Genomic DNA, 23,953 nt, shown 5'->3' on the forward strand with positions numbered 1-23,953 from the left:
CCCCCCCCCCCCCCCCCCCCCCCCCCCCCCCCCCCCCCCCCCCCCCGCCCCCCCCCCCCCCCCCCCCCCCCCCCCCCCCCCCCCCCCCCCCCCCCCCCCCCCCCCCCCCCCCCCCCCCCCCCCCCCCGGAGCGGGTCCGACCACCTCGTGGGCACCGTCCGCCCGCTCTGACCGGAGGAGACGCACCGTGGCCGTGTCGTTCGCGCTGACCGAGGACCAGGTCGAGCTGCAGCAGTGGCTGCACGGGTTCGCGGCGGACGTCATCCGTCCCGCGGCCGCCGAGTACGACGAGCGCGAGGCCTTCCCGTGGGAGGTCCTCCAGGAGGCGGCGAAGACCGGGATCTACTCGATCGACTTCTTCGCCACCCAGTGGTTCGACGAGTCCGGCCTCGGCATCCCGCTCACCATGGAGGAGCTCTTCTGGGGGGACGCCGGGATCGGGCTGGCGATCGTCGGCACCACGCTGGCGGCCGCGTCCGTGCGCGCCAACGGCACCGACGAGCAGGTCGGGCAGTGGATCCCCGCCATGTTCGGCACCGAGGCCGAGCCGAAGGTCGCCGCGTTCTGCTCGTCGGAGCCCGACGCCGGCTCCGACGTCGGGGCGATGCGCACCCGGGCGGTCTACGACGAGGCGACCGACGAGTGGGTGCTCACCGGCACCAAGACCTGGGCCACCAACGGCGGCATCGCCGACGTCCACGTCGTCACGGCCGTCGTCGACCCGGAGCTCAAGGCGCGCGGCCACGCCAGCTTCGTCGTCCCGCCGGGGACGAAGGGGCTCTCCCAGGGGCAGAAGTTCCTCAAGCACGGCATCCGTGCCTCGCACACCGCCGAGGTCGTCCTCGACGGGTGCCGGGTCCCCGGCGACTGCCTGCTCGGCGGCCGCGAGCGGCTCGAGGAGCGGCTGGCCCGGGCGCGGGAGGGCCTGCGCAGCGGCCGCACCCAGCCGTCGATGGCCACCTTCGAGCGCACCCGGCCCGGCGTCGGCGCCCAGGCGGTCGGGGTGGCGCGGGCGGCCTACGAGTACGCACTGGACTACGCGAGGCAGCGGGTGCAGTTCGGCCGGCCGATCATCGAGAACCAGGCGATCGCCTTCGTGCTCGCCGACATGAAGACGTCCATCGACGCCGCCCGGCTGCTGGTCTGGCGGGCCGCGTGGATGGCGCGCACCGGCCAGCCGTTCACCTCCGCCGAGGGCTCGATGAGCAAGCTGGTCGCGGGCGAGACGGCGGTGCGGGTGACCGAGCAGGCCATGCAGGTCCTGGGTGGCAACGGCTACACGCGCGACTACCCCGTCGAGCGCATGGCCCGCGACGCGAAGATCTACACGATCTTCGAGGGCACCTCGGAGATCCAGCGGCTGGTCATCGCCCGGACGATCTCCGGCGTCCAGATCCGCTGAGCCGGGGTCCGCCGAGCCGGGTCAGCGGTTGCGGCCCAGCGCGTCGTGGCTGGTGACCCAGTCGCCGGCGAGGATCGCCGAGGTCAGCGAGACGTCGCCGGCCAGCACCACGCCGGCGCAGATCTCGGCGAACTTCTGCACCTTCCCGGAGCCGTAGCAGCCCAGCAGCTCCAGGCACTCGCGCTGGGTGGGCAGCCCGGTCCCGCCGCCGTAGGTGGCCACGATCAGCGACGTCAGCGTGGTCGACCAGTAGTAGTCGCCGTTCTCCAGCAGCTGGGTGTAGGTGACCCCGGAGTGCGACTCGCTGACGTTGGCCACGTCCTGCCCGGTGGCGATGAACAGCGCGGTCAGCCCGTTCGCCGCGTGCGCGCCGTTGTAGGCCGCCCCGGACATGAACGACCCGACCATGCCGATCTGCCGGTACTCGAACAGGTCCCGCGTGTCGACGCCGGTCAGCCGCCGCAGCACCTCCCGGGGGATGGTGGCCTCGGCGACGACGCGCTTGCCCCGCGTCATCAGCATGTTGATCTGCGAGTGCTTCTTGTCGGTGTCGATCGCCCCGGACAGCACGAAGCGCGGGTGGTCGGGGTGGTTCTCCCGGATCCACTCGCAGGCGGCCAGCGTCGCCTTGCCGGTCATGTTCTGCCCCGCGGCGTCGCCGGTCGTGTAGTTGACCCGCAGGTACCGCAGCGGCCCGATCTGGTGCTGGCCGATGTAGGTCAGCCGGCCCGAGCGGGTGGTGGCCTCGGCGGCGGCGCGGATCTCGTCGAGGTGCTCGTCCACCCAGCGGCCGAACTCCCGGGCCTGCAGGGCGTCGTCGAGGATGAACGCCGGGGCCCGCTGCATGTGGTCGTCGACGACGGTGGTGCGGATGCCGCCGCTCTCGCCGAGCACGCGCATCCCGCGGTTGTAGCTGGCCACCAGCGTGCCCTCGGTCGTGGCCAGCGGGACGAAGAAGTCGCCCTGCGCGTGCTCGCCGCGCAGGGTCAGCGGGCCGGCCAGCCCGATGGGCACCTGGGCGACGCCGGTGAAGTTCTCGACGTTGCCGGGCAGGACGGCGGGGTCGAAGGAGTACTGGCGGACGTGGTCGAGGCCGACGCCGGTGCGCTCGGCGACGAAGGCCTGGCGCTTGTCGGCCATCTCGCGGGTGTAGTCGTGCTCGCGGTCACGGGGGATGCGGGTGCGGTGGTCGCTGTCGGTCATCGGGCACCTCGGACTCGGATGCGGATTCGGCCCCCAGTGTGATCCGGATCACGGCCGGACGCGAGGCGGAGTGGTCGGCCGGCGCTCCCGTCGGGCCCGTGGGCGCGGTGGGACAGTGGTCGGGTGGAGGTGGTCGTCCTGCCCGGGCCGGACGACGTCGCCCGGGTCGCCGCCGACGTGGTCGCCGACGTCGTCCGGCGCCGGCCCGCCGCCGTGCTGGGCCTGGCCACCGGGTCCTCGCCGGTCGGCGTCTACGCCGAGCTCGCCCGCCGGGTCGCCGCCGGGGAGCTGGACCTCTCCGGCGTCAGCGGGTTCGCGCTCGACGAGTACGTGGGGCTGCCGGCCGGGCACCCGCAGCGCTACGCGGCGGTGATCGCCCGCGACGTCACCGGCCCGCTGGGCCTGGACCCGGCGCGGGTGCACGTCCCCGACGGCGGCGCGGCCGACCTGGATGCGGCGGCGGAGGAGTACGAGCGGGCGATCGCCGCGGCCGGCGGCGTGGACGTCCAACTGCTCGGGATCGGCGCCAACGGGCACATCGGTTTCAACGAGCCGGCGTCGTCGTTCGCCTCACGCACCCGGCTGACGACCCTCGCGCCGCGCACCCGCGCGGACAACGCCCGCTTCTTCGCCTCGCCCGACGAGGTGCCGCTCCACGGACTCACCCAGGGGCTCGGCACGATCCTCGAGGCGCGGCGGCTGCTGCTGGTCGCGCAGGGCGGCGCCAAGGCGGAAGCGGTCGCGGCCGCCGTCGAGGGGCCGCCGGCCGCCGACTGCCCGGCCTCGGCGCTGCAACTGCACCGGCGGGCGACCGTCGTCGTCGACGAGGCGGCCGCCGCGCGGCTGACCCGGCTCGACCACCACGGCACGCCCACGCGGCAGAGCCGCCCTGGCAGTGGCCCTAGCGGATCCGGCGGCCGGCCACCCAGACGGCCGTGACGGACCGGTCCGCATCCAGGGCGACGAGGTCCGCGGCGGCGCCAGGGGCCAGCCGGCCCAGCCGGTCGCCGAGGCCGAGGACCCGCGCCGGGGTGGCGGTGAGCGCGGTGACCGCGGCGACCGGGTCGACGCCCGCGGCGAGGGCGGTGCGCAGCGCGGCGTCCTGGGTGAGCGTCGACCCGGCGAGGGTGCCGGTGCCGGCGAGCACCGCCCGGCCGCCGCGCACGGTGACCGCCTGCCCGGCCAGCCGGTGGTCGCCGTCGCCGGCGCCGGCGGCGGCCATCGCGTCGGTGACCAGCGCGACCCGGCCGGGCGCGCCGGCCACCAGCAGCCGCGCGACGACGGGGTGCACGTGCACGCCGTCGAGGACGAGCTCCAGGGTGACCCGCGGGTCGGCCAGCGCGGCGCCGACCGGGCCGGGCTCGCGGTGGTGCAGGCCCGGCATGGCGTTGAGCGCGTGGGTGAGCAGCCGGGCGCCGGCGTCGAACGCGGCCGCGGCGAGCGCGGCGTCGGCGTCGGTGTGCCCGACCGCGACGACGACGCCGGCGGCGGTGAGGTCGCGGACCGCCTCCAGCGCGCCGGGCAGTTCGGGGGCGACGGTGACCTGGCGCAGCGTGCCGCGCGCCGCGGTGAGCAGCCGGTCGACGGCGTCCGCGGTGGGCGCGCGCAGGTGGCGGGGGTCGTGCGCGCCGCAGCGGGCGGGCGCGAGGAACGGGCCCTCGAGGTGGGCGCCGAGCACGGTGGGGTCCGCGGCGGCCACCTCGGCGATGGCCGCCAGGGACGTCTCCAGCCGGTCCAGCGGCGCGGCCACCAGGCTGAGCACCGAGCGCGTGGTGCCCGCGGCGCGGTGCACGGCCAGCGCGGTGCGGATCGCGTCGGGGCCGTCGTCGAACGCCGCGCCTCCGCCGCCGTGCGCGTGCAGGTCGACGAAGCCCGGGGTGAGCTCCGCGCCGGCCAGGTCGACGGTCTCGCCGGAGTCCGGCGGCGGGCCGGTGCCGGTGGCGGCGATGGTGTCGCCGTCGAGGAGCACCCAGCCGCCGTCGGTCACCCCGCCGGCGTCGCGCAGCCGCGCGCCGGTCAGCAGCACACCGGGATCCTCCTCCACACGGTGCGGCCGACGGCGTCCGCGGCCTGCGCGAGCGGCGCCGGCGTCGGCACCCGGCGGTGGCCGTGCCGTGCGGGGGCCGCCCCGGTCCGGTGAGGTGGGGGCGTGCCCGTCGCCGACGACCCGACCGCCCACCCCCGCCCCCTGCTGCGCCGGCCCTGGCGCTCGCTCGACGGGGACTGGCAGTTCGCGGCGGACCCGGACCTCGCCGCCACGCCCGGCACCGTCCGCTTCGAGCGCACGATCCGCGTCCCGTACGCCCCGGAGACCCCGGCCAGCGGCATCGGGTGGACCGGCCCGCTGCCCCGCGCCTGGTACCGCCGCCCGCTGCCCGGCCGGCAGGGCGACCGCCGCACGGTGCTGAACCTCGGGGCAGTGGACCGCGTGTGCGACGTCTGGGTCGGCGGCGCGCACGTCACGCGGCACGAGGGCGGCTACACGCCCTTCCGGGTCGACGTCACCGACTCCCTCGGCGACGGCGCCGACCTCCTCGTCCGGGCCGACGACGACCCCCGCGACCTCGAGGCGCCGCGCGGCAAGCAGGACTGGCGCGACGAGCCGCACGAGATCTTCTACCCGCGCACCACCGGCATCTGGCGCACGCCGTGGCTGGAGTCCGTGGCGCGGGAGCACGTCACCGACGTCGTCTGGCGCGGCGACCCGCGCACGCTGCGCGTCGACGTCCGGGTGGAGCTGTCGGTCCCCGTCACCCGCGCCCGGCTGCACCTGCGCCTGTGGGCCGGGGAGCGGCTGCTGGCCGACGACGCGGTCCGGGTCCACGGCGCGGTCGTCGAGCGGACGCTGCGGGTCGGCGACGGCGGCACCGACGACCGCTGGCACCTGACCTGGGAGCCCGGCCCGGACCCGGTGCTGATCGACGCCGAGATCGCGCTGGTCCGCGACGACGGCGAGGTGCTCGACGAGGTCGCGAGCTACACCGCGCTGCGCTCGGTCGAGGTCGACGACGGGCGCCTGCTGGTCAACGGCCGTCCCGTGCCGCTGCGCCTGGTGCTCGACCAGGGCTACTGGCCGCACACCGGCGCCACCCCGCCCGACGTCGCCGCGCTGCGCCGCGACCTGGAGCTCACCCGGGCGCTGGGCTTCACCGGCGCCCGCAAGCACCAGAAGACCGAGGACCCGCGGTACCTCGCGCTCGCCGACCGCATGGGCCTGCTCGTGTGGGCCGAGATGCCCGCCGCCTACCGCCCCGGGCCCACCTCGGCCGCCCGGCTGCTGCGCGAGTGGGCCGACGTGGTGGTCGCCCACCGCGGGCACCCGAGCGTGGTCGCCTGGGTGCCGCTCAACGAGTCGTGGGGCGTGCAGGAGGCGGCCGCCGACCGGGCCCAGCGCGGCCTGGTCACGGCCCTGGCCGCCACCGCCGACGCGCTCGACGGCACCCGCCCCGTCTCGGCGAACGACGGCTGGGAGGCCCTCGGCGGGAGCGTCCTCGGCGTCCACGACTACGAGCAGGACCCGGCGGTGCTCGCCGCCCGTTACGCCACCGCCGCCGACCTCGAGCGCCTGGCGACGGGACGGCGTCCCGACGGCCGGCTGACCGACCTCGACCGCGCGGGCGTCGCCGGCCGCGCCGTCGTCCTGTCCGAGTTCGGCGGGATCGCGCTGAACGCGGGGCGCTCCGACCCCGACCACACCCGGCCGTGGGGCTACGCCGACGCCCGCTCCCCGGAGGACCTGCTCGCCCGCTACCGCGACCAGTGGGCCGCCGTGCACGCCAGCACCGCCCTGGCCGGCGCCTGCTGGACCCAGCTCACCGACACCTACCAGGAGGTCAACGGGCTGCTGACCGCCGACCGGGTGCCCAAGTGCGACGTCGAGGCGATCCGCCGGGCCACCACCGGCGCGACGTGTGACGGCCGGGTCGAGGGAACGTGACGATCACCGTCTCGAACTGCGGGGACGGAGAGAGAGGGCCAGGGTCGGGGACGGAGACGTCACCGAGCCCCCCGGAGGTCCCCGTGCGCACGAACCGGCTCCTGCCCCTGGCCGCGGCGGCGGCCCTCGTCCTCTCCGCCTGCGGCGGCGGGGAGAGCGTCGACACCGGGGGAGGAGGGGGCGGCGGAGGAGGCGACGACGTGCTGGTCGCCGCGGTCAGCGCCGAGCCCGACCAGTTCGACCCGCACGTCACCAACGCCTACGCGAGCTTCCAGGTGCTGGAGAACGTGTACGACACCCTCGTCGTCCCCAGCGCCGAGGACCTCACCATGCAGCCGAGCCTGGCCGAGTCGTGGACGACCAGCCCCGACGGGCTGACCTGGACGTTCACCCTCCGCGAGGGCGCGACCTTCCACGACGGCAGCGAGTTCGACTCCGCCGACGTCGTCTACAGCTACCGGCGGATCATCGACGAGGACCTGTCCAACGCCTACCGCTTCGCCACGGTCGCCGACGTGCAGGGGCCCGACCCGCGGACCGTCGTCCTCACCCTGACCCGGCCGACGCCGAACCTGCTCGAGCTGATCGGGTCGTTCAAGGGCATGGCGATCGTCTCGGAGAACGCCGCCGAGGAGTTCGACCTGCAGAGCGAGGCCAACGGCACCGGCCCGTTCCGGCTGGAGGGCTCCGACGCCAACGCCACCACCCTCACCACCTTCGACGACTACTGGGGCGGGGCGCCGGGCATCGACGGCGTCGAGTTCCGCTACATCTCCGAGCCCAGCTCCGCGCTGACCGCGCTGCGCAACGGCGAGGTCCAGTGGACCGACAACGTCCCGCCGCAGAACGTGGCGGACCTCGAGGACGACGAGGCGGTCGAGCTCGGCTCGGTCACCAGCGTCGAGTACTTCTACCTGTCGATGAACTACGCCGTCCCGCCGTTCGACAACCGGGACGTGCGCCGGGCCATCGCGACCGCGCTGGACCGCGACGAGATCACCCAGGCCGCCCGCTTCGGCACCGCGCAGCCCAACCAGACGGCGATCCCGCAGGGCAGCCCCTGGTACCTGGACTACGCGCCGTTCACCCCGGACGACGACGCCGCCCGGGAGCTGCTGGCGCAGGCCGGCGTGCAGACGCCGCTGACGATGGGCCTGATGGTCACCGACGAGTACCCCGAGACGGTGGCCGCCGCCCAGGTGATCGCCAGCGAGCTCGAGCCGATCGGCATCCAGGTGGAGATCCAGGAGGAGGACTTCGCCACCTGGCTGGACCGGCAGTCCCAGGGCGACTTCGACGCCTTCATGCTCGAGTGGATCGGCAACATCGACCCGGCCGACTTCTACGAGAACCAGCACCTGTCCACCGGCGGCAGCAACTACCAGGGCTACAGCAACCCGCAGGTGGACGACCTGCTGACCCGCGCCGCCACCGAGCCGGACCAGGCCACCCGCAAGGGCCTCTACGACGAGGCCGCGCGGATCATCGTCGACGACGTCAGCTATCTGTACCTCTACAACCCCGACGAGGTGCAGGCCTGGGTGCCGGGGCTGACCGGCTACCAGGTGCGGGCGGACTCGGCGATCGAGTTCGAGAACGTGGAGCTGCCCTGAGCGGCTACCTGCTCCGGCGGGCCGGCCAGGCGATCGTCGTCCTGGCCGGTGTGAGCGTCCTGGTCTTCTCCCTGATCCACCTCGTGCGGGGCGACCCGATCCGCCTGGCCCTCGGCACGAGGTACTCCCAGGAGACCTACGACGCCCTGCGGGAGCGCAGCGGGCTGGACCTCCCCCTGGTCCAGCAGTACCTCACCTGGGCCGGGCGGGCGGTCACCGGTGACCTGGGGGTGAGCTTCCGCAGCGGCGAGACGGTCACCTCGCTGATCGCCGAGCGGCTGCCGGCGACGCTGACGCTGGCCTTCGCGTCGCTGCTGGTCGCGCTGGTCATCGCGCTGCCGCTCGGGATGCTCTCGGCGCTGCACCCGCGGTCGTTCGTCGACCGGCTGGCCACCGTCGTCAGCCAGTTCGGCATCTCGGTGCCCGACTTCTGGCTGTCGATCATGCTGATCCTGGTCTTCGCCGGGACGCTCGGCTGGCTGCCCTCGGGCGGCTACGTCCCGCTGACCGAGGACCCGCTGGGCTGGGCGCAGCGGCTGGTGCTGCCCGCGATCGCCACCGGCGTCGTCTCGGGCTCGGTGATCACGAGGTTCGTCCGGTCGAGCACGCTCGAGGCCCTGGGCTCCGACCACGTGCGGACGGCGCAGGCCAAGGGCGTCGCGACCCGCCAGGTGCTGACCTGGCACGTGCTGCGCAACGCCCTCCTGCCGCTGGTCACGGTCACCGGCGTGCAGCTGGCCTACCTGCTGTCCGGCGTCGTCGTCGTGGAGATCGTCTTCTCGTGGCCGGGGCTGGGGCAGCTGGCCTACCAGGCGGTGCGCGACCGCGACTTCCCGGTGCTGCAGGGCGCCGTCCTGCTGTTCGCCCTGGTCTTCCTGGTCATCAACCTGCTGGTGGACCTGCTCTACAGCCGCATCGACCCGAGGATCACCCGCCGATGACGCAGCTGCCGACGCCGGGCGCCACCCCGGCCGTCCCCCCGCCCGCCGAGCCCCTGCCGACGGCGGCCCCGCCGCGCCCCCGCTGGCGGGAGACGCTCGGCCTGCTCGCCCGCAACCCGACCGCTGCGGTCTCGGCGGTGGTCCTGCTCCTGATCGTGCTGATGGCGGTCTTCGACGAGACGCTCGCCCCCGACGGCCCCAACGAGCAGGACCCCTCGCTCCAGTTGCAGCCGCCGAGCTGGGACCACCCGTTCGGCACCGACGAGTTCGGCCGGGACATCCTCAGCCGGGTCATCCTGGGCGCGGCGACGTCGCTGCGGGTCGGCTTCCTCTCCGTCGCGTTCGCCCTGGTCGTCGGCACGCTGATCGGCCTGCTCGCCGGCTTCTACGGCCGGTGGGTCGACGACGCGCTGATGCGGCTGATGGACGTGCTGTTCGCCTTCCCGGCGGTGCTGCTGGCCATCGCCATCGTGGCCATCCGCGGCGCCGGGCCGGCCAACGCCATCCTCGCGATCGGCATCGTCTACGTGCCGATCTTCGCCCGGGTCACCCGCGCCAGCGTGCTCGGCGTGCGCGAGGAGGTGTACGTGCGGGCCTCGCGCTCGGTCGGCGCCTCGGACTGGCGGCTGGTCACCCGGCACGTGCTGCCCAACGCCGCACCGCCGATCATCGTGCAGACCTCGATCAGCCTGGCCTTCGCGGTGCTGGCCGAGGCGGCGCTGTCCTTCCTCGGCCTGGGCCCGCGCCGGCCCAACCCGTCGTGGGGGCTGATGCTCGCCGACGGCCGCGGCTTCATCGAGCAGGCCTGGTGGTACACGGTCTTCCCGGGCCTGGCGATCGTGATCACGGTGCTGTGCTTCAACCTGCTCGGCGACGGGCTGCGGGACGTCCTCGACCCCCGGCAGCGCACCCTCATGGCCGGAGGCGGCCGGTGAGCGCGCTGCCCGAGACCGCCGCGGAACCGGTCCTGGAGGTGCAGGACCTGCGGGTGGACCTGCGCACCCCGCGCGGGACGGCGCACGTGGTCAACGGCCTGAGCTACACCGTCGGGCCGGGCGAGACGGTCGCCGTCGTGGGGGAGTCGGGCAGCGGCAAGAGCGTGTCGGTGCTCGCGCTGGTGGGTCTGCTGCCGGCGCGGACGGCGACGGTGACCGGCCGGGCGCTGCTGCGGGGGGAAGACCTGCTCACCATGTCCCCCGACCGGCTGCGGCAGGTCCGCGGGCCCGGCGTCGGCATGGTCTTCCAGGACCCGATGACCTCGCTCAACCCGGTGCTCACCGTGGGCCGGCAGCTCGCCGAGGGCATCCGCGCGCACGGGGCGGTGTCCAAGGCCGAGGCCCGGGCGCGCGCGGTGGAGCTGCTCGCCGAGGTGGGGCTGCCCGACCCCGGCCGCGCGGTGGACCGCTTCCCGCACGAGCTGTCCGGCGGCATGCGGCAGCGGGTGGTCATCGCGATCGCGCTGGCCAACTCGCCGTCGCTGCTCATCGCCGACGAGGCGACGACGGCGCTCGACGTCACCGTGCAGGCGCAGATCCTCGACCTGGTCGAGCGGCTGCAGGCCGACCACGGCACCGGCGTCATCTGGATCACCCACGACCTCGGCGTCGTCGCCGGCATCGCCGACCGGGTGCTGGTCATGTACGGCGGGCGCTGCGTGGAGGACGGCACGGTCGACGACGTCCTCGAGCGGCCGGTGCACCCCTACACCCGCGGCCTGCTCGGCGCGCTGCCCGACCTCGCCGCCGGCGGCGGTGGCGACCTGGCCACCATCCCCGGGACGCCGCCCCCGCCCACCGACCTGCCCGCCGGCTGCGTGTTCTGGCCGCGCTGCCCGGTGCGCGGCGACGCGCGCTGCGAGACCGAGCAGCCGCCGCTGGCCGTCGTCGGGTCCGGGCGCGACGGCCTGCCGCACCGGGCGGCCACGTGGTGCGCGGAGGAGGAGGCGTCGTGACCTCGACGACGGAGCAGGAGGTCCTGGTCTCCGCCCGGGGCCTGGAGGTGCACTTCCCCGTCCGCTCGGGCGGGCTGGTGCGCCGCACCACCGGCGTGCTGCGCGCCGTCGACGGCGTGGACCTCGACGTGTACCGCGGCGAGACGCTGGGCCTGGTGGGGGAGTCCGGGTGCGGGAAGTCCACGCTGGGCAACGCGCTGCTGCGGCTGGTCCAGCCCACCGGTGGCACGGTCACCTTCGACGGCACGGACGTCACGGCCATGGGCAGGCGGGAGCTGCGCGAGCTGCGGCGGCGGGCCGGGATGGTGTTCCAGGACCCGTTCGCCTCCCTCGACCCGCGGCGCACGGTGGCGCAGACGGTGGCCGAGCCGCTGGAGGTGCACGGCCTGCACCCGGGGCGGCAGGCGCGGGCCGCGCGGGTGCGCGAGCTGCTGGAGCTGGTCGGCCTGGACCCGGCGGTGGCCGCCCGCTACCCGCACGAGTTCTCCGGCGGCCAGCGGCAGCGGGTCGGCATCGCCCGCGCGCTGGCCGGCGAGCCGGACTTCCTGGTCTGCGACGAGGCGATCGCCTCCCTCGACGTCAGCGTGCAGGCGCAGGTGCTGAACCTGCTGCGCCGGCTGCAGCGGCAGCTCGGCCTCACGCTGCTGTTCGTCTCGCACGACCTGTCGGCGGTGCGGCACGTGTCCGACCGGATCGCGGTGATGTACCTGGGCCGGGTGGTCGAGGTGGGGCCCGCGGCCGCCGTCGCCGCCGAGCCGCAGATGCCCTACACGCGGGCGCTGCTGTCGGCGGTGCCGGTGCCGCACCCGGCGCTGGAGCGGTCGCGGCAGCGGATCGTGCTGCGCGGCGACGTCCCCTCGCCGGCCCGGGTGCCCAGCGGCTGCCGGTTCCGCACCCGCTGCCCCGACGTCTTCGAGCCCTGCCCCGACGTCGACCCGGCGCTGCAGCCGGTCGGCTCCGCGCCGGGGCACGTCGCCGCCTGCCACCTGCACGGCGTCGTCGGGGAGCCGGTGGAGCGGGAGCGGCCCGACGAGCCGGTCACCGCGGGCGACCCGGCGACCTGACCTGCGGCCCCCCGGTCGGCCGTTTCGCCCGTGCGGGATGAGGGCACGGGCGGACGACCGCAGCCACGCGGGCCGTGCCGATCGACCGGGGATCCGACGATGGCAGCGAGCAGCACCGGCCGGAGGGCCGCGGCCACCGGCCTGTACGGGAGCAGGATCGACGACAGGGTGGGGCGCACCGCCCTCACCGAGCTGGTCGGGACGGCAGTCCTCGTGTTCGTCGGGACCAGCACCGCGGTGGCCACGCCCGCCACCGGCAACCCGGTCTACGACCTGCTGGCCGTGGTGCTGGCCTTCGGCCTGGTGCTCACCGCGCTCGCCGCGGCCCTGGGCCACGTGTCGGGCTGCCACCTCAACCCGGCGGTGACGCTGGGGCTGGCCGTGACCCGGCGCTTCCCCTGGCCCGCCGCCGGCGCCTACGTCCTCGCCCAGCTCGTCGGCGCGGTCGTCGGCGCGGCGGCCACGTGGGCGGCCTACGGGCAGGCGGGCCGGGACGAGGGGCTGCTCGGCGCGACGACGCTGCAGCCGGGCGTCTCGGCCGGCCGGGGCTTCCTCGTCGAGGCGCTGGTGACCTTCGTCCTGGTCCTCGTCGTGGTGTCCGTCGCCACCGACGAGCGCGCCCAGGCCGCGATCGCGCCGGTGGCCGTCGGGTTCGCGCTGGCCGCGGGCGTCTTCGTCGCGGGGCCGCTCACCGGCGGGGCGGTCAACCCGGCGCGCGCCTTCGGCCCGGACCTGCTGGCCGGGGAGCTCTCGGCGCTGTGGATCTACCTGCTGGCTCCGCTCGTCGGCGGCGTCCTGGCGGCAGTCGTCTACGACCGGCTGCTCGCCCCCGCCGAGCCGCCGGAGGCCTGACGCCCCGCCCCCGGGCGAGAACGCGCCAGGCGCCCCCTCCGGACGGCGGAGGGGGCGCCCGGCGCGTGTTCGTCAGCCGCGGCCGGTGCGGGTGGGGCGCCGGCCCTGCCGGGAGCCCGAGCGGGGAGCCCGCCGCCCGTCCCGGCCGCCGGGGCGAGGGTGCCCGTCGCGGCCGCGGCCGCGCGGTGCGCTGCACGGGCGGCAGGTGGAGAACCACGGGGCGATCGCGGTGCCGCACTCGACGCAGGCGCTGGACCGGCTCACCGCGATCGCGTCGGGCAGCAGCTCGCTGATCGCCTCGGCGCACTCCTCCTCGACCCAGGCGGCGTCGTCGGCGTCCAGGTCCGCGACGCCGGGGAACTGCCGCAGCAGCGCCTGGGCGTCGCGGGCGGCCGCGGCGGCCTGCTCGAACTCCTCGACGCTCCCGCCGACCGGGACGTCGGGCAGCACCAGCTCCGGCCGCACCGGCAGGCCCGCGGCGTGCCGCAGCGCGGCGCGGGCGAGCACCAGCCAGCGGGTGCGCCGCGGCGGCTCGTAGTCGATCGGCAGCTGCACCAGGCGCCAGACGGTGCGCAGGTCGCCGACCGCGCCGAGCGGCCCGCGCAGCAGCGGCAGCAGCGCCCGCACCCGCAGCACCAGCTCGCCGACGTCGTCCGGGGTCATCGCCCGGTCGCTTGTGGCCGTGCGGGCCCAGGACTCCCAGCGGACCAGGGCCTCGGGCAGGTCGGCCGCCTCGACGGCGCCGAGGTCCTCGAGCTCCGGGCGCAGCCGCGCCCCGCGGGCCGGCAGGTCGCTGACCCGCTCGCCGCGGGCCACCTCGGCGCCGACGGCCACGAGCGCCGCCGACGCCCGGAGTCCGGGCACGCCGGCCAGGACGCCGACCGTCCCGTGCCCGGTCAGGCCGTAGCGGCCGGCCCGCCCGGCGATCTGGGCGGCCTCCCAGCTGCGCAGCGGCCGCAGCTCGGTGCCGTCGAACTTCGTCGTCTCGGCGAACAGCACGGTGGTGGCCGGGACGTTGATGCCGTGGCCGATGACGTCGGTGGTGACGAGGACGTCGAGCTCGCCGGTGGTGAACCGCTCGATGACCTCGCGGCGGGTGGCCGGCGGCAGCGCGCCGTAGAGGACGCCCACCTTCCCCGGCCGGTGCCGGTCGAGCTCGGCGGCGACGGCGTAGACGGTCTTGCGGGAGAAGGCGACGACGAGGGTCTGCGAGCGCACGCGCGGGGTGCGCACCGGCGCGCGCAGGACGTCGAGCCGGGACAGCCGCCGGTGGTGGACCACCTCGACCTCGCCGGCGTCGGACACCAGCGGCGCCAGCTGCGGGTGCGCCTCGGCCGCCGAGACCAGGTGCATCTCGCGGTACTCGCCGGTGAGCAGCAGCCGGGCCCAGTGGTGCCCGCGGTCGGCGTCGGCGATCCAGTGCGACTCGTCGAGGACGAGCAGCTCGCCGCGCATCGGCGCCTTCTCCACCGTGCAGCAGAGGATGTCCGCCTGCGGGTGGATCTCCTCCTCGCCGGTGGACAGGCCGACGGCGCCCTCGGGCAGGCCGGCGGCGAGCTTGGCGTAGGCCTCGTGGGCGAGCTGGCGCAGCGGCGCGGCGTAGACGCCGGAGCCGGTGGCGGCTAGCGCCTGCAGCGACTCGTACGTCTTGCCCGAGTTGGTCGGGCCGAGGTGGAAGACGACCCGCTGCGGCGGGGTCGCGCGGACGGGCAGCTCGGGTGCGGCGCCCTCGACCCACAGCTGCTGGGCGCGCCGCTCGGCGCGGACGGCCTCACGCCGGGCCTCACGCTGGGCATCGCGCTCGGCCGCGCGGTCGGCGGTCGTCGGGAGTGGAGGGCGCCCGTCGGCGGGGCGCCGCACCCGGCGGCGGGTGGACGGCGGGGGAGCGGTCTCGGGCAGGAGGTGTCCTCGGATCGGCGTGCGGGGCGGGTCGACGCGACGGGGTCGCGGACCGGGTCGGAGGGACAACACCGGCCGGTCCCGGATCATGCCCGCCGTCGCCTCACCGGAGTCTCATCCGGCTCTCATCCGCCCTGCCCCGCACCGCCCTAGCGTCGGCCTCCCGCGGGCAGGCGGGAGCCGAGCGCACCAGGGAGGCCGAGATGTCACGGACGGTCGCGAGGAGGACGAGGGTGGCGGCGATCGGGCTCGGCGCGCTGCTCGCGCCGGTGCTGGCGGCGGGCGCGGCCGTGGCGGATCCCGACACCGCCGCCGTCCTCGACCCGGACGGGGGGATCCCGCCGGCCAGTCCCTCGGCGGTGACCTCGGAGCTGCTGGCCCGCGGGTCGGCGGGCGAGTTCCGCCTCGTCGACAGCGAGGCCGGGATCACCCTCGCCGTCACCGAGCCGACCGACGTCGCCGTGGTCCGGGCCACCCTGCCGCCGCACACGTCCACCGGCTTCCACACGCACCTCGGACCGTCCGTGGCCGTCGTCGTGAGCGGCACGCTGCGGATGGTCGAGCCCCCACACCACGCCGGGAACGGCTGCACGGAGGAGACCTACCCGGCCGGCACCGCGTTCGCCCACCCGTCGGGGGTGCACACCCTGGCCAACGACGGCGACGAACCCGCCGTCTTCACGATCACTTACCTCGTGCCGGAGGCGGCGACCCCGGCACCGGTGCTCGTCGACCCGCAGCCCCGCTGCTGACGCCCCGGCGGCGCGGCCGGGTGGGTCCTCCCGGGAGGCCGGGTTAGCCTCGACCTGCCGGGAGGGCTCGCCTAGTGGCCGATGGCGGCGGTCTTGAAAACCGCTATGGGGTCAAACCCATCGTGGGTTCGAATCCCACGCCCTCCGCTCGTGCGCTGATCGGGGCTGCGCACCCCTCCCGTCCCCTAACGTGCCCCCCGCACGGAGATCCGAGTCGGACCGGTCCGGGGAGTGGCATGAGCAGAGTCGCCGCGGCGGAGGACCCCGCGCCCGGGGACCCCGCACCCGAGGACCCGGTCCTCGCGCTGGCCCGCAGCCGGCGCTGGCTCGCCGAGGCGCAGCGGCTGGCCGCGATGGGCAGCTGGGAGTGGGACGTCCGCACCGGCGCGGTGACCTTCAGCGACGAGCTGTTCGCCGTCTACCGGCTCGACCCCGCCGTGGTGACGCCGACCTTCGAGATCTGCATGCAGATGGTCCACCCCGACGACCGGGGCCGCGCCGAGCAGGCCATCCTCTCCGCGCTGGGTGCGGGCGGGGTGTTCGACTTCGACCACCGGGTGGTCTGCGGCGACGGCGCGCTCATCTGGGTGCGTGCCCGCGGGTCGGTCACCCGGGACGAGGCGGGGAACGCCGTGCTCCTGGTCGGCACGGCGCAGGACGTCACGGAGCGGGTGGCGATCGAGGCGCGCCTGCAGGAGAGCGAGCGGCGGCTGCTGGAGGCGCAGCGGGTGGCGCGGCTGGGCCGGTGGGACTGGGACGTCGTCACCGACACGGTCACCTGGTCCGACGAGATGTACCGCATCTTCGGCGTGCCGCCGGACGCGCTGGTGCCCACCGTCGGGGGCTACCTGGCGCGGGTGCACCCCGACGACCGGGCCGAGCTGGTGCAGCTGCTCGCCGACGTCCGCGCCGGCCGCGAGGAGTACGGCCTCGAGCACCGGGTGCTGCGCGCCGACGGCAGCACCGGCTGGGTGGCCTGCCGCGCCGCCGTCGAGCGGGACGGGAGCGGCGCGGAGGTGCGCGTCCACGGCACCGCCACCGACGTCACCGAGCGCAAGGCGGCCGAGCTGGCGGCCGCCCGGGCCGCCGCGGAGCTGGCCGGGCAGGCCGAGCAGCTGCGCCGGCTGGCGTTCACCGACCCGCTCACCGGGCTGGCCAACCGGGCGCTGTTCGCCGACCGGCTGGCCCACGCCCTCGAGGCGCGCTCGCCCGCCGGGGTGAGCGTGCTGCTGGTCGACCTCGACGACTTCAAGGACGTCAACGACGTGCTGGGCCACCAGGTCGGCGACCGGCTGCTGGTCGAGGTCGCCGACCGGCTCACCCGGTGCGTCCGTCCCGAGGACACGGTCGCACGCCTCGGCGGGGACGAGTTCGCCGTCGTCCTGGCCGAGGCCGACCACGGCGAGCAGGTCGCCCGGCGCATCGGCGCCGCCCTCGACGCCCCGGTCCGGTTCGGCGACCGCCAGGTGGTGCCCAGCGGCAGCATCGGCCTGGCCCGCAGCGCCGGGGGTGAGCACGTGCCCGCCGAGGTGCTGCTGCAGCAGGCCGACATCGCGATGTACGCCGCCAAGCAGGCGGGCAAGGGCCGGCACGCGGTCTTCGACCCGACCATGTCGACGGCGGTCCTCGCCCGCGCGGACGTCGAGAGCGGCCTCCGGCAGGCGCTCGAGGACGACGGGTTCGTCGTGCACCTGCAGCCGCTGGTCGACGTCCGCACCCGCGCGGCCACCCGGGTCGAGGCGCTGGTGCGCTGGCCGCGCCCCGGCGGCCTGGCGCTGCCGGCCGACTTCCTGCCGGTCGCCGAGCGCAGCGGGCTGGTGCGCGAGCTCGGTCAGCAGGTGCTGCGCACCGCGTGCTCCGGGCTGTCCGGCTGGCTGTCCGCGGACCCGCGCCGGTCGGTGTCGGTCAACGTCTCGCCGGTGCAGCTGCGCGAGCCGGACTTCGCGACGGCGGTCCTCGGCATCCTCGCCGGCACCGGCGTGCGCCCCGGGCAGGTGCTGCTCGAGGTGACCGAGACGGTGTTCCTCGAGGCCGCGCCCCGGGTGGTCGGTCAGCTCGACGAGCTGCGGGCCGCGGGCATCCGGGTGGCCATCGACGACTTCGGGACCGGCTACTCCTCCCTGGGCCGGCTGCAGGCCCTGCCCGTCGACGGGATCAAGATCGACCGGTCGTTCGTGCAGCAGATCGGCGACGGCGCCGACGACCAGCCGGTCCTCACCGCCCTGGTCACGCTCGCGCACTGCCTGGGGCTGGAGGTCACCGCCGAGGGCGTGGAGACCCGCGTGCAGGCGACCCGGCTGGTCGAGCTCGGCGTGGACCACCTGCAGGGCCACCACCTCGCCCGCCCGGTGCCGCCCGAGGACCTGGCCGGCGCGGTCGCCGCCGCCGGCGCCGCCCTCGAGACCGCGGGGGACCGGTCCGCGGGGCCGGGGCGGGAACCGGTCGTGCTGCTCGTCGCGCCCGGGGACGCCCGCAGCCGGACGTTGCGCGGCGTCCTGCTGCGCGACGGCCTCGCCGTCACCGTGCCGGGGGTGGCGGCGCCGGAGGCCGACGCGGTCCTGCTCGTGACCGGCCGGGGGGAGGACGCCGTCGACCGGGTGGCACGGCTGGGCGCCGCGCCGGGGACCGCCGTCCTCGTGCTCTGCGACGACGCCGACCGGGCCACCCGGGCGCGGCTGCTGGTCGCCGGCGCCGACGACGTCCTCGTCGACCCCGACTGCTGCCCGCCCGGCCTGGCGGACCGGCTCCGCGCGGCGGTGCGGACGGCGGCCGGCGAGGCGCGCCGGCGTGACTGACCCTGCGGGGGTGCGCGGCGCGTCCCGGGGACACGCCGGGGGGAGTCCTCACCCCTGCGGGTGGCTCGGCTCATCCGGGGGACCCCGGGTGCCGAAGAGGGGGTGTGGCCATCCCCCGGGGACTGAGAGCCCGGCAGCCGCGTGCCGCCGCCCGCTCGCTGGTCCTCGTGCTGGGCATCTCCGCGGGCGCCCTCGCCGCGGTCAACGGCTTCGGTGCGAACGCCGCCTCGCCGCTGACCCTGGCGGCGTGCTGGGTCGTCGTCGCCCTCCTCGTCGCGAGCGCCGTCGCGTGCCGCCGTCTCGCGCCCGAGCGGCTCGACCGCCGGGGCGTGTTCCCCCTCCTCGGGGTGACCGGGGTCCTGCTGGTCGCCGGGCTGAACCTCGTGACCGAGGACCCGTCGGCCGGCGCCCAGGCCTTCCTCGCCTTCCCGGTGCTGTGGGCGGCCGCCCACCTCCGGCGGGCGGCCGTCACGGTGGTCACGGCGCTGGCCGTGGCGGCGAACGCCACCGTGCTGCTGCACCTGGTGCCGGTCGAGAACGCGGTCAGCGACGCCCTCCTCCTCGGCACCGTGCTCGCCGTGGTCGCGGTGATGCTGGAACGGGCCGGCGCGGTGCAGGAGCGGCTGGTCGAGGCGCTCGAGCAGCAGGCCACCGTGGACACCCTCACCGGCCTGGTCAACCGCCGGGTGTTCGACGACGCGCTCGCCGTCGCGCTCACCGGCCCCGCCGGCGCCGACGGCACCGCCCTGCTGCTGCTCGACGTCGACTCGTTCAAGCAGATCAACGACGAGCACGGCCACCCCGTCGGCGACGACGCGCTGGTCCACCTGGCCGGGATCATCCGGCGCCAGATCCGCGCCGGTGACGCCGTCCTGTCCCGGCTCGGCGGCGACGAGCTCGCCGTCCTGCTGCCCGGGTGCACGTCCGAGGTCGCCGTCGCCCGCGCCGAGTCGGTGCTCGGGACGGTGCTGTCCACGCCGCTCACGCTCCCCGACGGCAGCCTGCTGGCGATGTCGGTGAGCGTCGGGGTGGCGCACGCCCGCGGCGCCGCGGTCGGGATGCGCGAGTTCTACGCCGCCGCCGACCGGGCCCTCTACCGCGCCAAGCGCGCCGGCCGCGGCCGCGTCGAGGTCGCCCCGGCCTGAGGAACCGACAGCGCTAGGAGGGCTCCTCAGCGCAGGTGCCGGGCCGCGGCCGCCAGGGTGCGGGCGGTGAGCCGGCCGTCGGCCAGCCCGAGCGCCACGACGTCGTCGAACACCCGCTGGTCGGCCGCCGCCGCACGGAACGCCGCGTCCATCACCCGCGGCCAGCGGCTGACCCACGACGCCACCGACGCCGACCGGTGGTGCGCGCCCAGCCGGCGCCGCAGCGCCCGCCGGTGCACCGCGCCCGCGGCCGCCCCCGCCGACGCGGCCGCGCCGGCCAGCGCCCCGGACAGCACCGCGTAGAAGATCCCCTCGCCGGTCATCGGGTTGACCAGCGACGCCGCGTCGCCGGCCAGCAGCACCCGCCCGTCGGGCTGCCGCGGCCGGCCGGTGGACAGCGGCAGCCGGTGCGCCCGCAGCCCCTCCGGCTCGACCCCGGGCAGCAGCCGCTGCAGCCCCTCCACCAGCGCCGCCCGGGTGGCCCCGCCGGAGACCAGCTCGCCGTAGCCGACGTTGGCCCGCCCGTCGCCGAGCGGGAACGACCACGCGTAGGCCGGCCAGCGCTGCTCGGTGGTCACCAGCACCTGCGTGCCGGCCCGGCCCGGCAGCTCGGGCGCGTAGCCGCGCAGCGCCACCGCCATCCGGTCGTCGGCGTTGCGCGGCAGGCCCAGCGCCCGCCGGACGACGGACTCCGCGCCGTCGGCCCCGACCAGCACCCCCGCGGTGAGCACCCCGTCGACGTCGACGCCGTCCGGTCCCGGCGTGACCCGGCGGACGGCGTGCCGCCGGAACCCCGCGCCCGCGTCGAGCGCCGTGCCGAGCAGGCGGGCGTCGAACACCGCGCGCGGCACCACCGACGACGGCCGGGGCGTGGCCCGCTCCACCGCCGCCCCGCCGGGCGAGCGCAGGGACAGCCGCGGTGCCGGCGCGTACCCGGCGGTCAGCGCGGCGGCGTCGGCGCCCAGCCCGGCGAGCACGTCCAGCGCCTCGGGAGCGATGCCGTCGCCGCAGACCTTGTCGCGCGGGAAGTCGGCCCGGTCGAGGACGAGCACCGAGGCGCCGTCGCGCCGCGCGGCCAGCGCCGCCGCCGCGCCCGCCGGGCCGCCCCCGACCACGACGACGTCCCAGCGCTCCACGGGGGCGACGCTAGGCAGCGCTGCCGCCGGCGGCCAGCCGGGCCCTGTCCCGCCGCGCGATCCCGGCGCAGGATGGCCCGCGTGACCGCACCCGCCGAGCACGACCTGCTGCTGCGCCTGCTGGCGAACCAGCGCACCGCGCTGCGCAACGCCCTGTACGGGCTCACCGAGGAGGAGGCGCGCGCCACCCCGAGCGCCAGCGAGCTGTCGCTGTCCGCGCTGCTCAAGCACGTGACCCAGGGTGAGCGGGCGAACCTCGCCGGGCGGGTCGGGCGCCGTCCGCACGCGGTGGAGGGCGATCCGCAGGCCGAGTGGATGGCCGGGTTCACCGTCGCACCCGGCGAGACCGTGGAGGTCCTGCTGCACCGGCAGGCGGAGGTTGCGCGCGAGACCGAGGAGGTCGTGCGCGCCGAGCGCGACCTGGACCGGGTGGTCGAGGTCCCCGACGGCGTCGCGCGCTGGCTGCCCGACGGCACCGTGTTCAGCGTCCGCTGGCTGCTCCTGCACCAGATCGAGGAGCAGGCCCGGCACGCCGGCCACGCCGACGTCATCCGCGAGTCGATCGACGGCAAGGGCGCCTGGCAGCTGGAGGCCGAGGCGCAGGGCATCACCGGCCCGAGCTGGGACCGCGCCCGGGGCTAGGGCGGCCGGGGCTGGGGCGGCCGGGGCTGGGGCGGCCAGGGCTAGGGCGGGGTGGGCGCCCACTTCCGCGGCGGGTGCTCGTAGCCCTCGACGAAGGCGAGCAGCCCGGCCGCGTCGGTCACCACGCCGAGGGCGTCGAGCCGGCGCCGCTCGAGGTAGCCGTCGTCGGCCATGCGCCCCAGCTGGGCCCGCAGCGGCGCCCAGAACCCGTCGACGTCGAGCAGCACCACCGGCTTGGCGTGCAGGCCGAGCATCCCCCAGGTCCAGGCCTCGAACAGCTCCTCGAGCGTGCCGGCGGCCCCGGGCAGGGCGACGAAGGCGTCGGAGAGCTCGGCCATCCGCGCCTTGCGCTCGTGCATGGAGGTCACGACCTCCAGCCGCGGCAGGCCGGGGTGGGCCAGCTCGTCGTCGACCAGGTGCTGCGGGATCACCCCGACCACCTCGCCGCCGGCGGCCAGGGCGGCGTCGGCGACGACGCCCATCAGCCCGACGTGCCCGCCCCCGTAGACGATCCCGACGCCGGCCTCGGCCAGGCCCGTGGCCAGGTCCGCGGCGGCCTTCCGGTGCGCCTCCGGCCCGGGCCGGCTGCCGGTGAAGACGGCGATCCGCATGCGCTGGTGGCTAGCCGCCGTAGTAGCGGTAGACCGGCTCGGCGATGCAGGCCGGCTTCTCGCTGCCCTCGCGCTCGACGACGGCGGCGAAGGTCAGCTGCAGCCCGCCGGCGACCTGCTCGACGTCCTTCAGCGTCGCGGTGAGCCGCACGCGGGAGCCGACCGGCACCGGCGAGGGGAAGCGCACCTTGTCCAGGCCGTAGTTGACGCCCATGGCGGTGTCGCTGACCACGAAGACCTGCGCGAACAGCGGCACGAGCAGGGACAGCGTGAGGTAGCCGTGCGCGATCGGCCCGCCGAAGGGGCTCTCGGCCTTCGCCCGCTCGACGTCGACGTGGATCCACTGGTGGTCGCCGGTGGCGTCGGCGAAGGTGTCGACCCGGTCCTGGGTGACCTCGAACCAGTCGCTGGTGCCCAGCTCCTCGCCGATGAGGCCCGAGACCTCGGCCATCGTCGTCGTGGTCGCCATGCGGGGTGCCTCCGTCGTCGTCGCCGGTCGTCCTGCCGGATCCTGCCAAAGCGGTCCACCGGCCCGCGGCCCGGCTGCGGTTCACTGGTCGGCGTGCCGACCCTCCGTCTGACCCCCACCGACGGCTGGACCACCTGCTCCCTGGGGCACCGGCACTGGGGGCGGGCCGGCGCGGCCGGCCTGCTGGTGCACCGCGACGGCGGCGACGGCCCCGAGCTGCTGCTGCAGCACCGCGCCCTGTGGTCGCACCACGGCGGGACGTGGGGGACGCCGGGCGGGGCGCTGCACCTGGACGAGACGCCCGAGCAGGGCGCCCTGCGGGAGGTCGAGGAGGAGCTCGGGCTGGCCGCCGCGGACCTCGTGCTCGGCGCCCGCTCGGTCGACGACCACGGCGGCTGGGCCTACACGACCGTCCTGGCCCGCCCGGTCGGCGACCTCGACCCGTCCCGGCTGCGGCTGGACGGCGAGAGCACCGGCGTCGCGTGGGTGGCGCTGGCCGCGCTGCACCAGGTCACGCTGCACCCGGGGCTCGCCGCCTCGCTGGACCGGCTGCGGCCGCTGCTCGCCGCCTGAGCTCAGCCGACCGTCACGGTCAGCGCCCGGTGGTCGCCCACGCCCAGCCGGCGGGCGGCGGCGTCCCGGGCGGTCACCCCGCCCAGCGCGAGCAGGTGGTCCAGCTGCAGGCGCGGCCCGTGCGCCGGGAAGCTCGCCTCCCGCACGAGCGCGGTCGCGCCGAGCAGCCGCGCCGGCACCCCGCCGGGCAGGTTGAGGTCACCGGCGACGACCACCGGCCCCGGCAGGGACGCCACCCAGCGGCGCAGCCGCCGCAGCTGCCGCACCGCCGTCGGCGGCGAGAACGACAGGTGGGTGGCCACCACGGTCAGCCCGTCCAGGCAGGCGGCGACGGCGACCCGCGGCTCGTCGGGCACCCACCACAGCCGCGGCCGGCCGGTGGCGGGGTCCGGCGCCCGCAGCGGCAGCCGGGCGCGGCCGGACCCGAGCCCGAGCACCGCCCAGTCCCGCACCGGGCGGCGGGCCAGCAGCGCGACGCCGTACGCCGGACCGTCCGCCGCGTGCTCGGGCCCGCGCAGCGCGGGTGGGTCGGCGGCGGCCCAGGTCCCGCGGAACGGGCTCGGCGTCCCGGTGAGCGTGGCCGCGTGCCGCCAGTCGACCGCGGCCAGCGCACCGGCGAGCACCGCGGCCTGGTCGGTGCCGCCCGAGCGGGGCTGGCCGGCGTCGACCTCCTGCACGGCGAGCACGTCGACGTCGAGTCCGGCGACCGCCGCGGCCAGCGCGGCGGGGGCCAGCGTGCGGCCGTCGGCACCGCGGCCGGAGGCGAGGTTGAGGGTGCCCACGCGCAGGGCGGCGCCGTCGGGCACGGGCCCGACGCTAGCGGCGGCACGTCGCTCGTGCGCAGTACTCGGCTGGCAGCGCAACCGCGGGGCTGGTACCTCGTTGTACCGAAGGTGTGAGAGCAGTCTCACCACCTCGGCGGAGAGGGGTCGACCCATGGGCGCGCGGCACCGCGCAACGGAGGACGT

Annotated in this window: 21 protein-coding genes and 1 tRNA gene; 15 read left to right on the plus strand and 7 right to left on the minus strand. The window is 76.5% G+C overall.

All coding sequences use genetic code 11. The annotated features are described in order from the left end of the window. Positions 1-187 precede the first annotated feature (187 nt). Entirely contained in the window at positions 188-1,402 is a 1,215-nt protein-coding gene (locus ACI798_RS17565; protein WP_456941424.1) for an acyl-CoA dehydrogenase family protein, read from the plus strand. A gap of 21 nt (positions 1,403-1,423) precedes the next feature. Here ACI798_RS17565 and ACI798_RS17570 read toward each other — a convergent pair whose 3' ends face one another. Beyond that, positions 1,424-2,605, minus strand: a complete 1,182-nt coding sequence (locus ACI798_RS17570) for a hydroxymethylglutaryl-CoA reductase (protein WP_457048531.1) — start codon at positions 2,603-2,605, stop codon at positions 1,424-1,426. A 123-nt stretch (positions 2,606-2,728) separates the two neighbouring features. Here ACI798_RS17570 and ACI798_RS17575 point away from each other — a divergent pair, with 123 nt between their 5' ends. Then, a complete protein-coding gene (locus ACI798_RS17575) occupies positions 2,729-3,544 on the plus strand; it encodes a glucosamine-6-phosphate deaminase (RefSeq protein WP_456941422.1) in 816 nt (271 codons plus the stop codon). Here the strand turns inward: ACI798_RS17575 and nagA are convergent. Next, a complete protein-coding gene (gene nagA / locus ACI798_RS17580) occupies positions 3,507-4,631 on the minus strand; it encodes an N-acetylglucosamine-6-phosphate deacetylase (protein ID WP_456941421.1) in 1,125 nt (374 codons plus the stop codon). The two genes, ACI798_RS17575 and nagA, sit on opposite strands and share 38 nt — an antisense overlap. Before the next feature lie 123 nt (positions 4,632-4,754). Between nagA and ACI798_RS17585 the strand changes: the two genes are divergently transcribed. The 7 genes from ACI798_RS17585 (at position 4,755) to ACI798_RS17615 (ending at position 12,963) form a co-directional block, all read left to right on the plus strand. Continuing rightward, the gene (locus ACI798_RS17585) at positions 4,755-6,542 is read left to right on the plus strand and encodes a glycoside hydrolase family 2 protein (RefSeq protein WP_457048532.1); all 1,788 of its coding nucleotides are present in this window, start codon (positions 4,755-4,757) and stop codon (positions 6,540-6,542) included. An 83-nt stretch (positions 6,543-6,625) separates the two neighbouring features. Beyond that, on the plus strand, positions 6,626-8,155 hold the full coding sequence (locus ACI798_RS17590) for an ABC transporter substrate-binding protein (RefSeq protein WP_457048533.1): 1,530 nt from the start codon (positions 6,626-6,628) through the stop codon (positions 8,153-8,155). 8 nt (positions 8,156-8,163) lie between these two features. Continuing rightward, a complete protein-coding gene (locus ACI798_RS17595; protein WP_457048560.1) occupies positions 8,164-9,096 on the plus strand; it encodes an ABC transporter permease in 933 nt (310 codons plus the stop codon). Further along, positions 9,093-10,031, plus strand: coding sequence for an ABC transporter permease (locus ACI798_RS17600; protein ID WP_457048534.1), 939 nt, complete (start codon positions 9,093-9,095; stop codon positions 10,029-10,031). Before ACI798_RS17595 ends, ACI798_RS17600 begins: the two co-directional genes overlap by 4 nt. Beyond that, on the plus strand, positions 10,028-11,047 hold the full coding sequence (locus ACI798_RS17605; protein ID WP_457048535.1) for an ABC transporter ATP-binding protein: 1,020 nt from the start codon (positions 10,028-10,030) through the stop codon (positions 11,045-11,047). The genes ACI798_RS17600 and ACI798_RS17605 overlap by 4 nt, the downstream gene beginning before the upstream one ends. Next, positions 11,044-12,111: an ABC transporter ATP-binding protein gene (locus ACI798_RS17610; protein ID WP_457048536.1), complete on the plus strand. Its 1,068-nt coding sequence runs from the start codon at positions 11,044-11,046 to the stop codon at positions 12,109-12,111. Before ACI798_RS17605 ends, ACI798_RS17610 begins: the two co-directional genes overlap by 4 nt. 99 nt (positions 12,112-12,210) lie before the next feature. After that, positions 12,211-12,963 carry an MIP/aquaporin family protein gene (locus ACI798_RS17615; protein WP_456941415.1) on the plus strand — a complete coding sequence of 251 codons (753 nt, stop codon included), beginning with the start codon at positions 12,211-12,213 and terminating at the stop codon, positions 12,961-12,963. Positions 12,964-13,035: 72 nt separating this feature from the next. Here ACI798_RS17615 and ACI798_RS17620 read toward each other — a convergent pair whose 3' ends face one another. Beyond that, positions 13,036-14,823, minus strand: coding sequence for a helicase-related protein (locus tag ACI798_RS17620; RefSeq protein WP_457048537.1), 1,788 nt, complete (start codon positions 14,821-14,823; stop codon positions 13,036-13,038). Positions 14,824-15,095: 272 nt separating this feature from the next. On the opposite strand from ACI798_RS17620, the gene ACI798_RS17625 reads away from it, so the two are divergent. From ACI798_RS17625 to ACI798_RS17640, 4 genes are all read left to right on the plus strand, one after another. Continuing rightward, positions 15,096-15,614, plus strand: coding sequence for a hypothetical protein (locus ACI798_RS17625; protein ID WP_457048538.1), 519 nt, complete (start codon positions 15,096-15,098; stop codon positions 15,612-15,614). 60 nt (positions 15,615-15,674) lie between these two features. Then, positions 15,675-15,761: transfer RNA gene (locus ACI798_RS17630), tRNA-Ser, on the plus strand. An 89-nt stretch (positions 15,762-15,850) separates the two neighbouring features. After that, entirely contained in the window at positions 15,851-18,409 is a 2,559-nt protein-coding gene (locus tag ACI798_RS17635; RefSeq protein ID WP_457048539.1) for a putative bifunctional diguanylate cyclase/phosphodiesterase, read from the plus strand. A 104-nt stretch (positions 18,410-18,513) separates the two neighbouring features. Beyond that, on the plus strand, positions 18,514-19,554 hold the full coding sequence (locus tag ACI798_RS17640) for a GGDEF domain-containing protein (RefSeq protein WP_456941411.1): 1,041 nt from the start codon (positions 18,514-18,516) through the stop codon (positions 19,552-19,554). Positions 19,555-19,580: 26 nt separating this feature from the next. Here the strand turns inward: ACI798_RS17640 and ACI798_RS17645 are convergent, their stop codons facing one another. Next, a complete protein-coding gene (locus tag ACI798_RS17645) occupies positions 19,581-20,690 on the minus strand; it encodes an NAD(P)/FAD-dependent oxidoreductase (protein ID WP_457048540.1) in 1,110 nt (369 codons plus the stop codon). 81 nt (positions 20,691-20,771) lie between these two features. Here ACI798_RS17645 and ACI798_RS17650 point away from each other — a divergent pair, with 81 nt between their 5' ends. Beyond that, the gene (locus ACI798_RS17650; protein WP_456941409.1) at positions 20,772-21,332 is read left to right on the plus strand and encodes a mycothiol transferase; all 561 of its coding nucleotides are present in this window, start codon (positions 20,772-20,774) and stop codon (positions 21,330-21,332) included. A gap of 41 nt (positions 21,333-21,373) precedes the next feature. Here ACI798_RS17650 and ACI798_RS17655 read toward each other — a convergent pair whose 3' ends face one another. Together ACI798_RS17655 and ACI798_RS17660 are read right to left on the minus strand one after the other, a co-directional pair. After that, positions 21,374-21,943, minus strand: coding sequence for an LOG family protein (locus ACI798_RS17655; protein ID WP_456941408.1), 570 nt, complete (start codon positions 21,941-21,943; stop codon positions 21,374-21,376). A 10-nt stretch (positions 21,944-21,953) separates the two neighbouring features. After that, entirely contained in the window at positions 21,954-22,412 is a 459-nt protein-coding gene (locus tag ACI798_RS17660) for a MaoC family dehydratase (protein ID WP_456941407.1), read from the minus strand. A gap of 93 nt (positions 22,413-22,505) precedes the next feature. Here ACI798_RS17660 and ACI798_RS17665 point away from each other — a divergent pair, with 93 nt between their 5' ends. Beyond that, complete coding sequence (locus ACI798_RS17665; RefSeq protein ID WP_456941406.1) at positions 22,506-22,985, plus strand: NUDIX domain-containing protein; 480 nt, start codon at positions 22,506-22,508, stop codon at positions 22,983-22,985. A 2-nt stretch (positions 22,986-22,987) separates the two neighbouring features. Here ACI798_RS17665 and ACI798_RS17670 read toward each other — a convergent pair whose 3' ends face one another. Continuing rightward, complete coding sequence (locus ACI798_RS17670; protein ID WP_457048541.1) at positions 22,988-23,791, minus strand: endonuclease/exonuclease/phosphatase family protein; 804 nt, start codon at positions 23,789-23,791, stop codon at positions 22,988-22,990. Between the last annotated feature and the right edge of the window lie 162 nt (positions 23,792-23,953).

The sequence above is a fragment of the Geodermatophilus sp. SYSU D01045 genome (genome assembly GCF_054050295.1).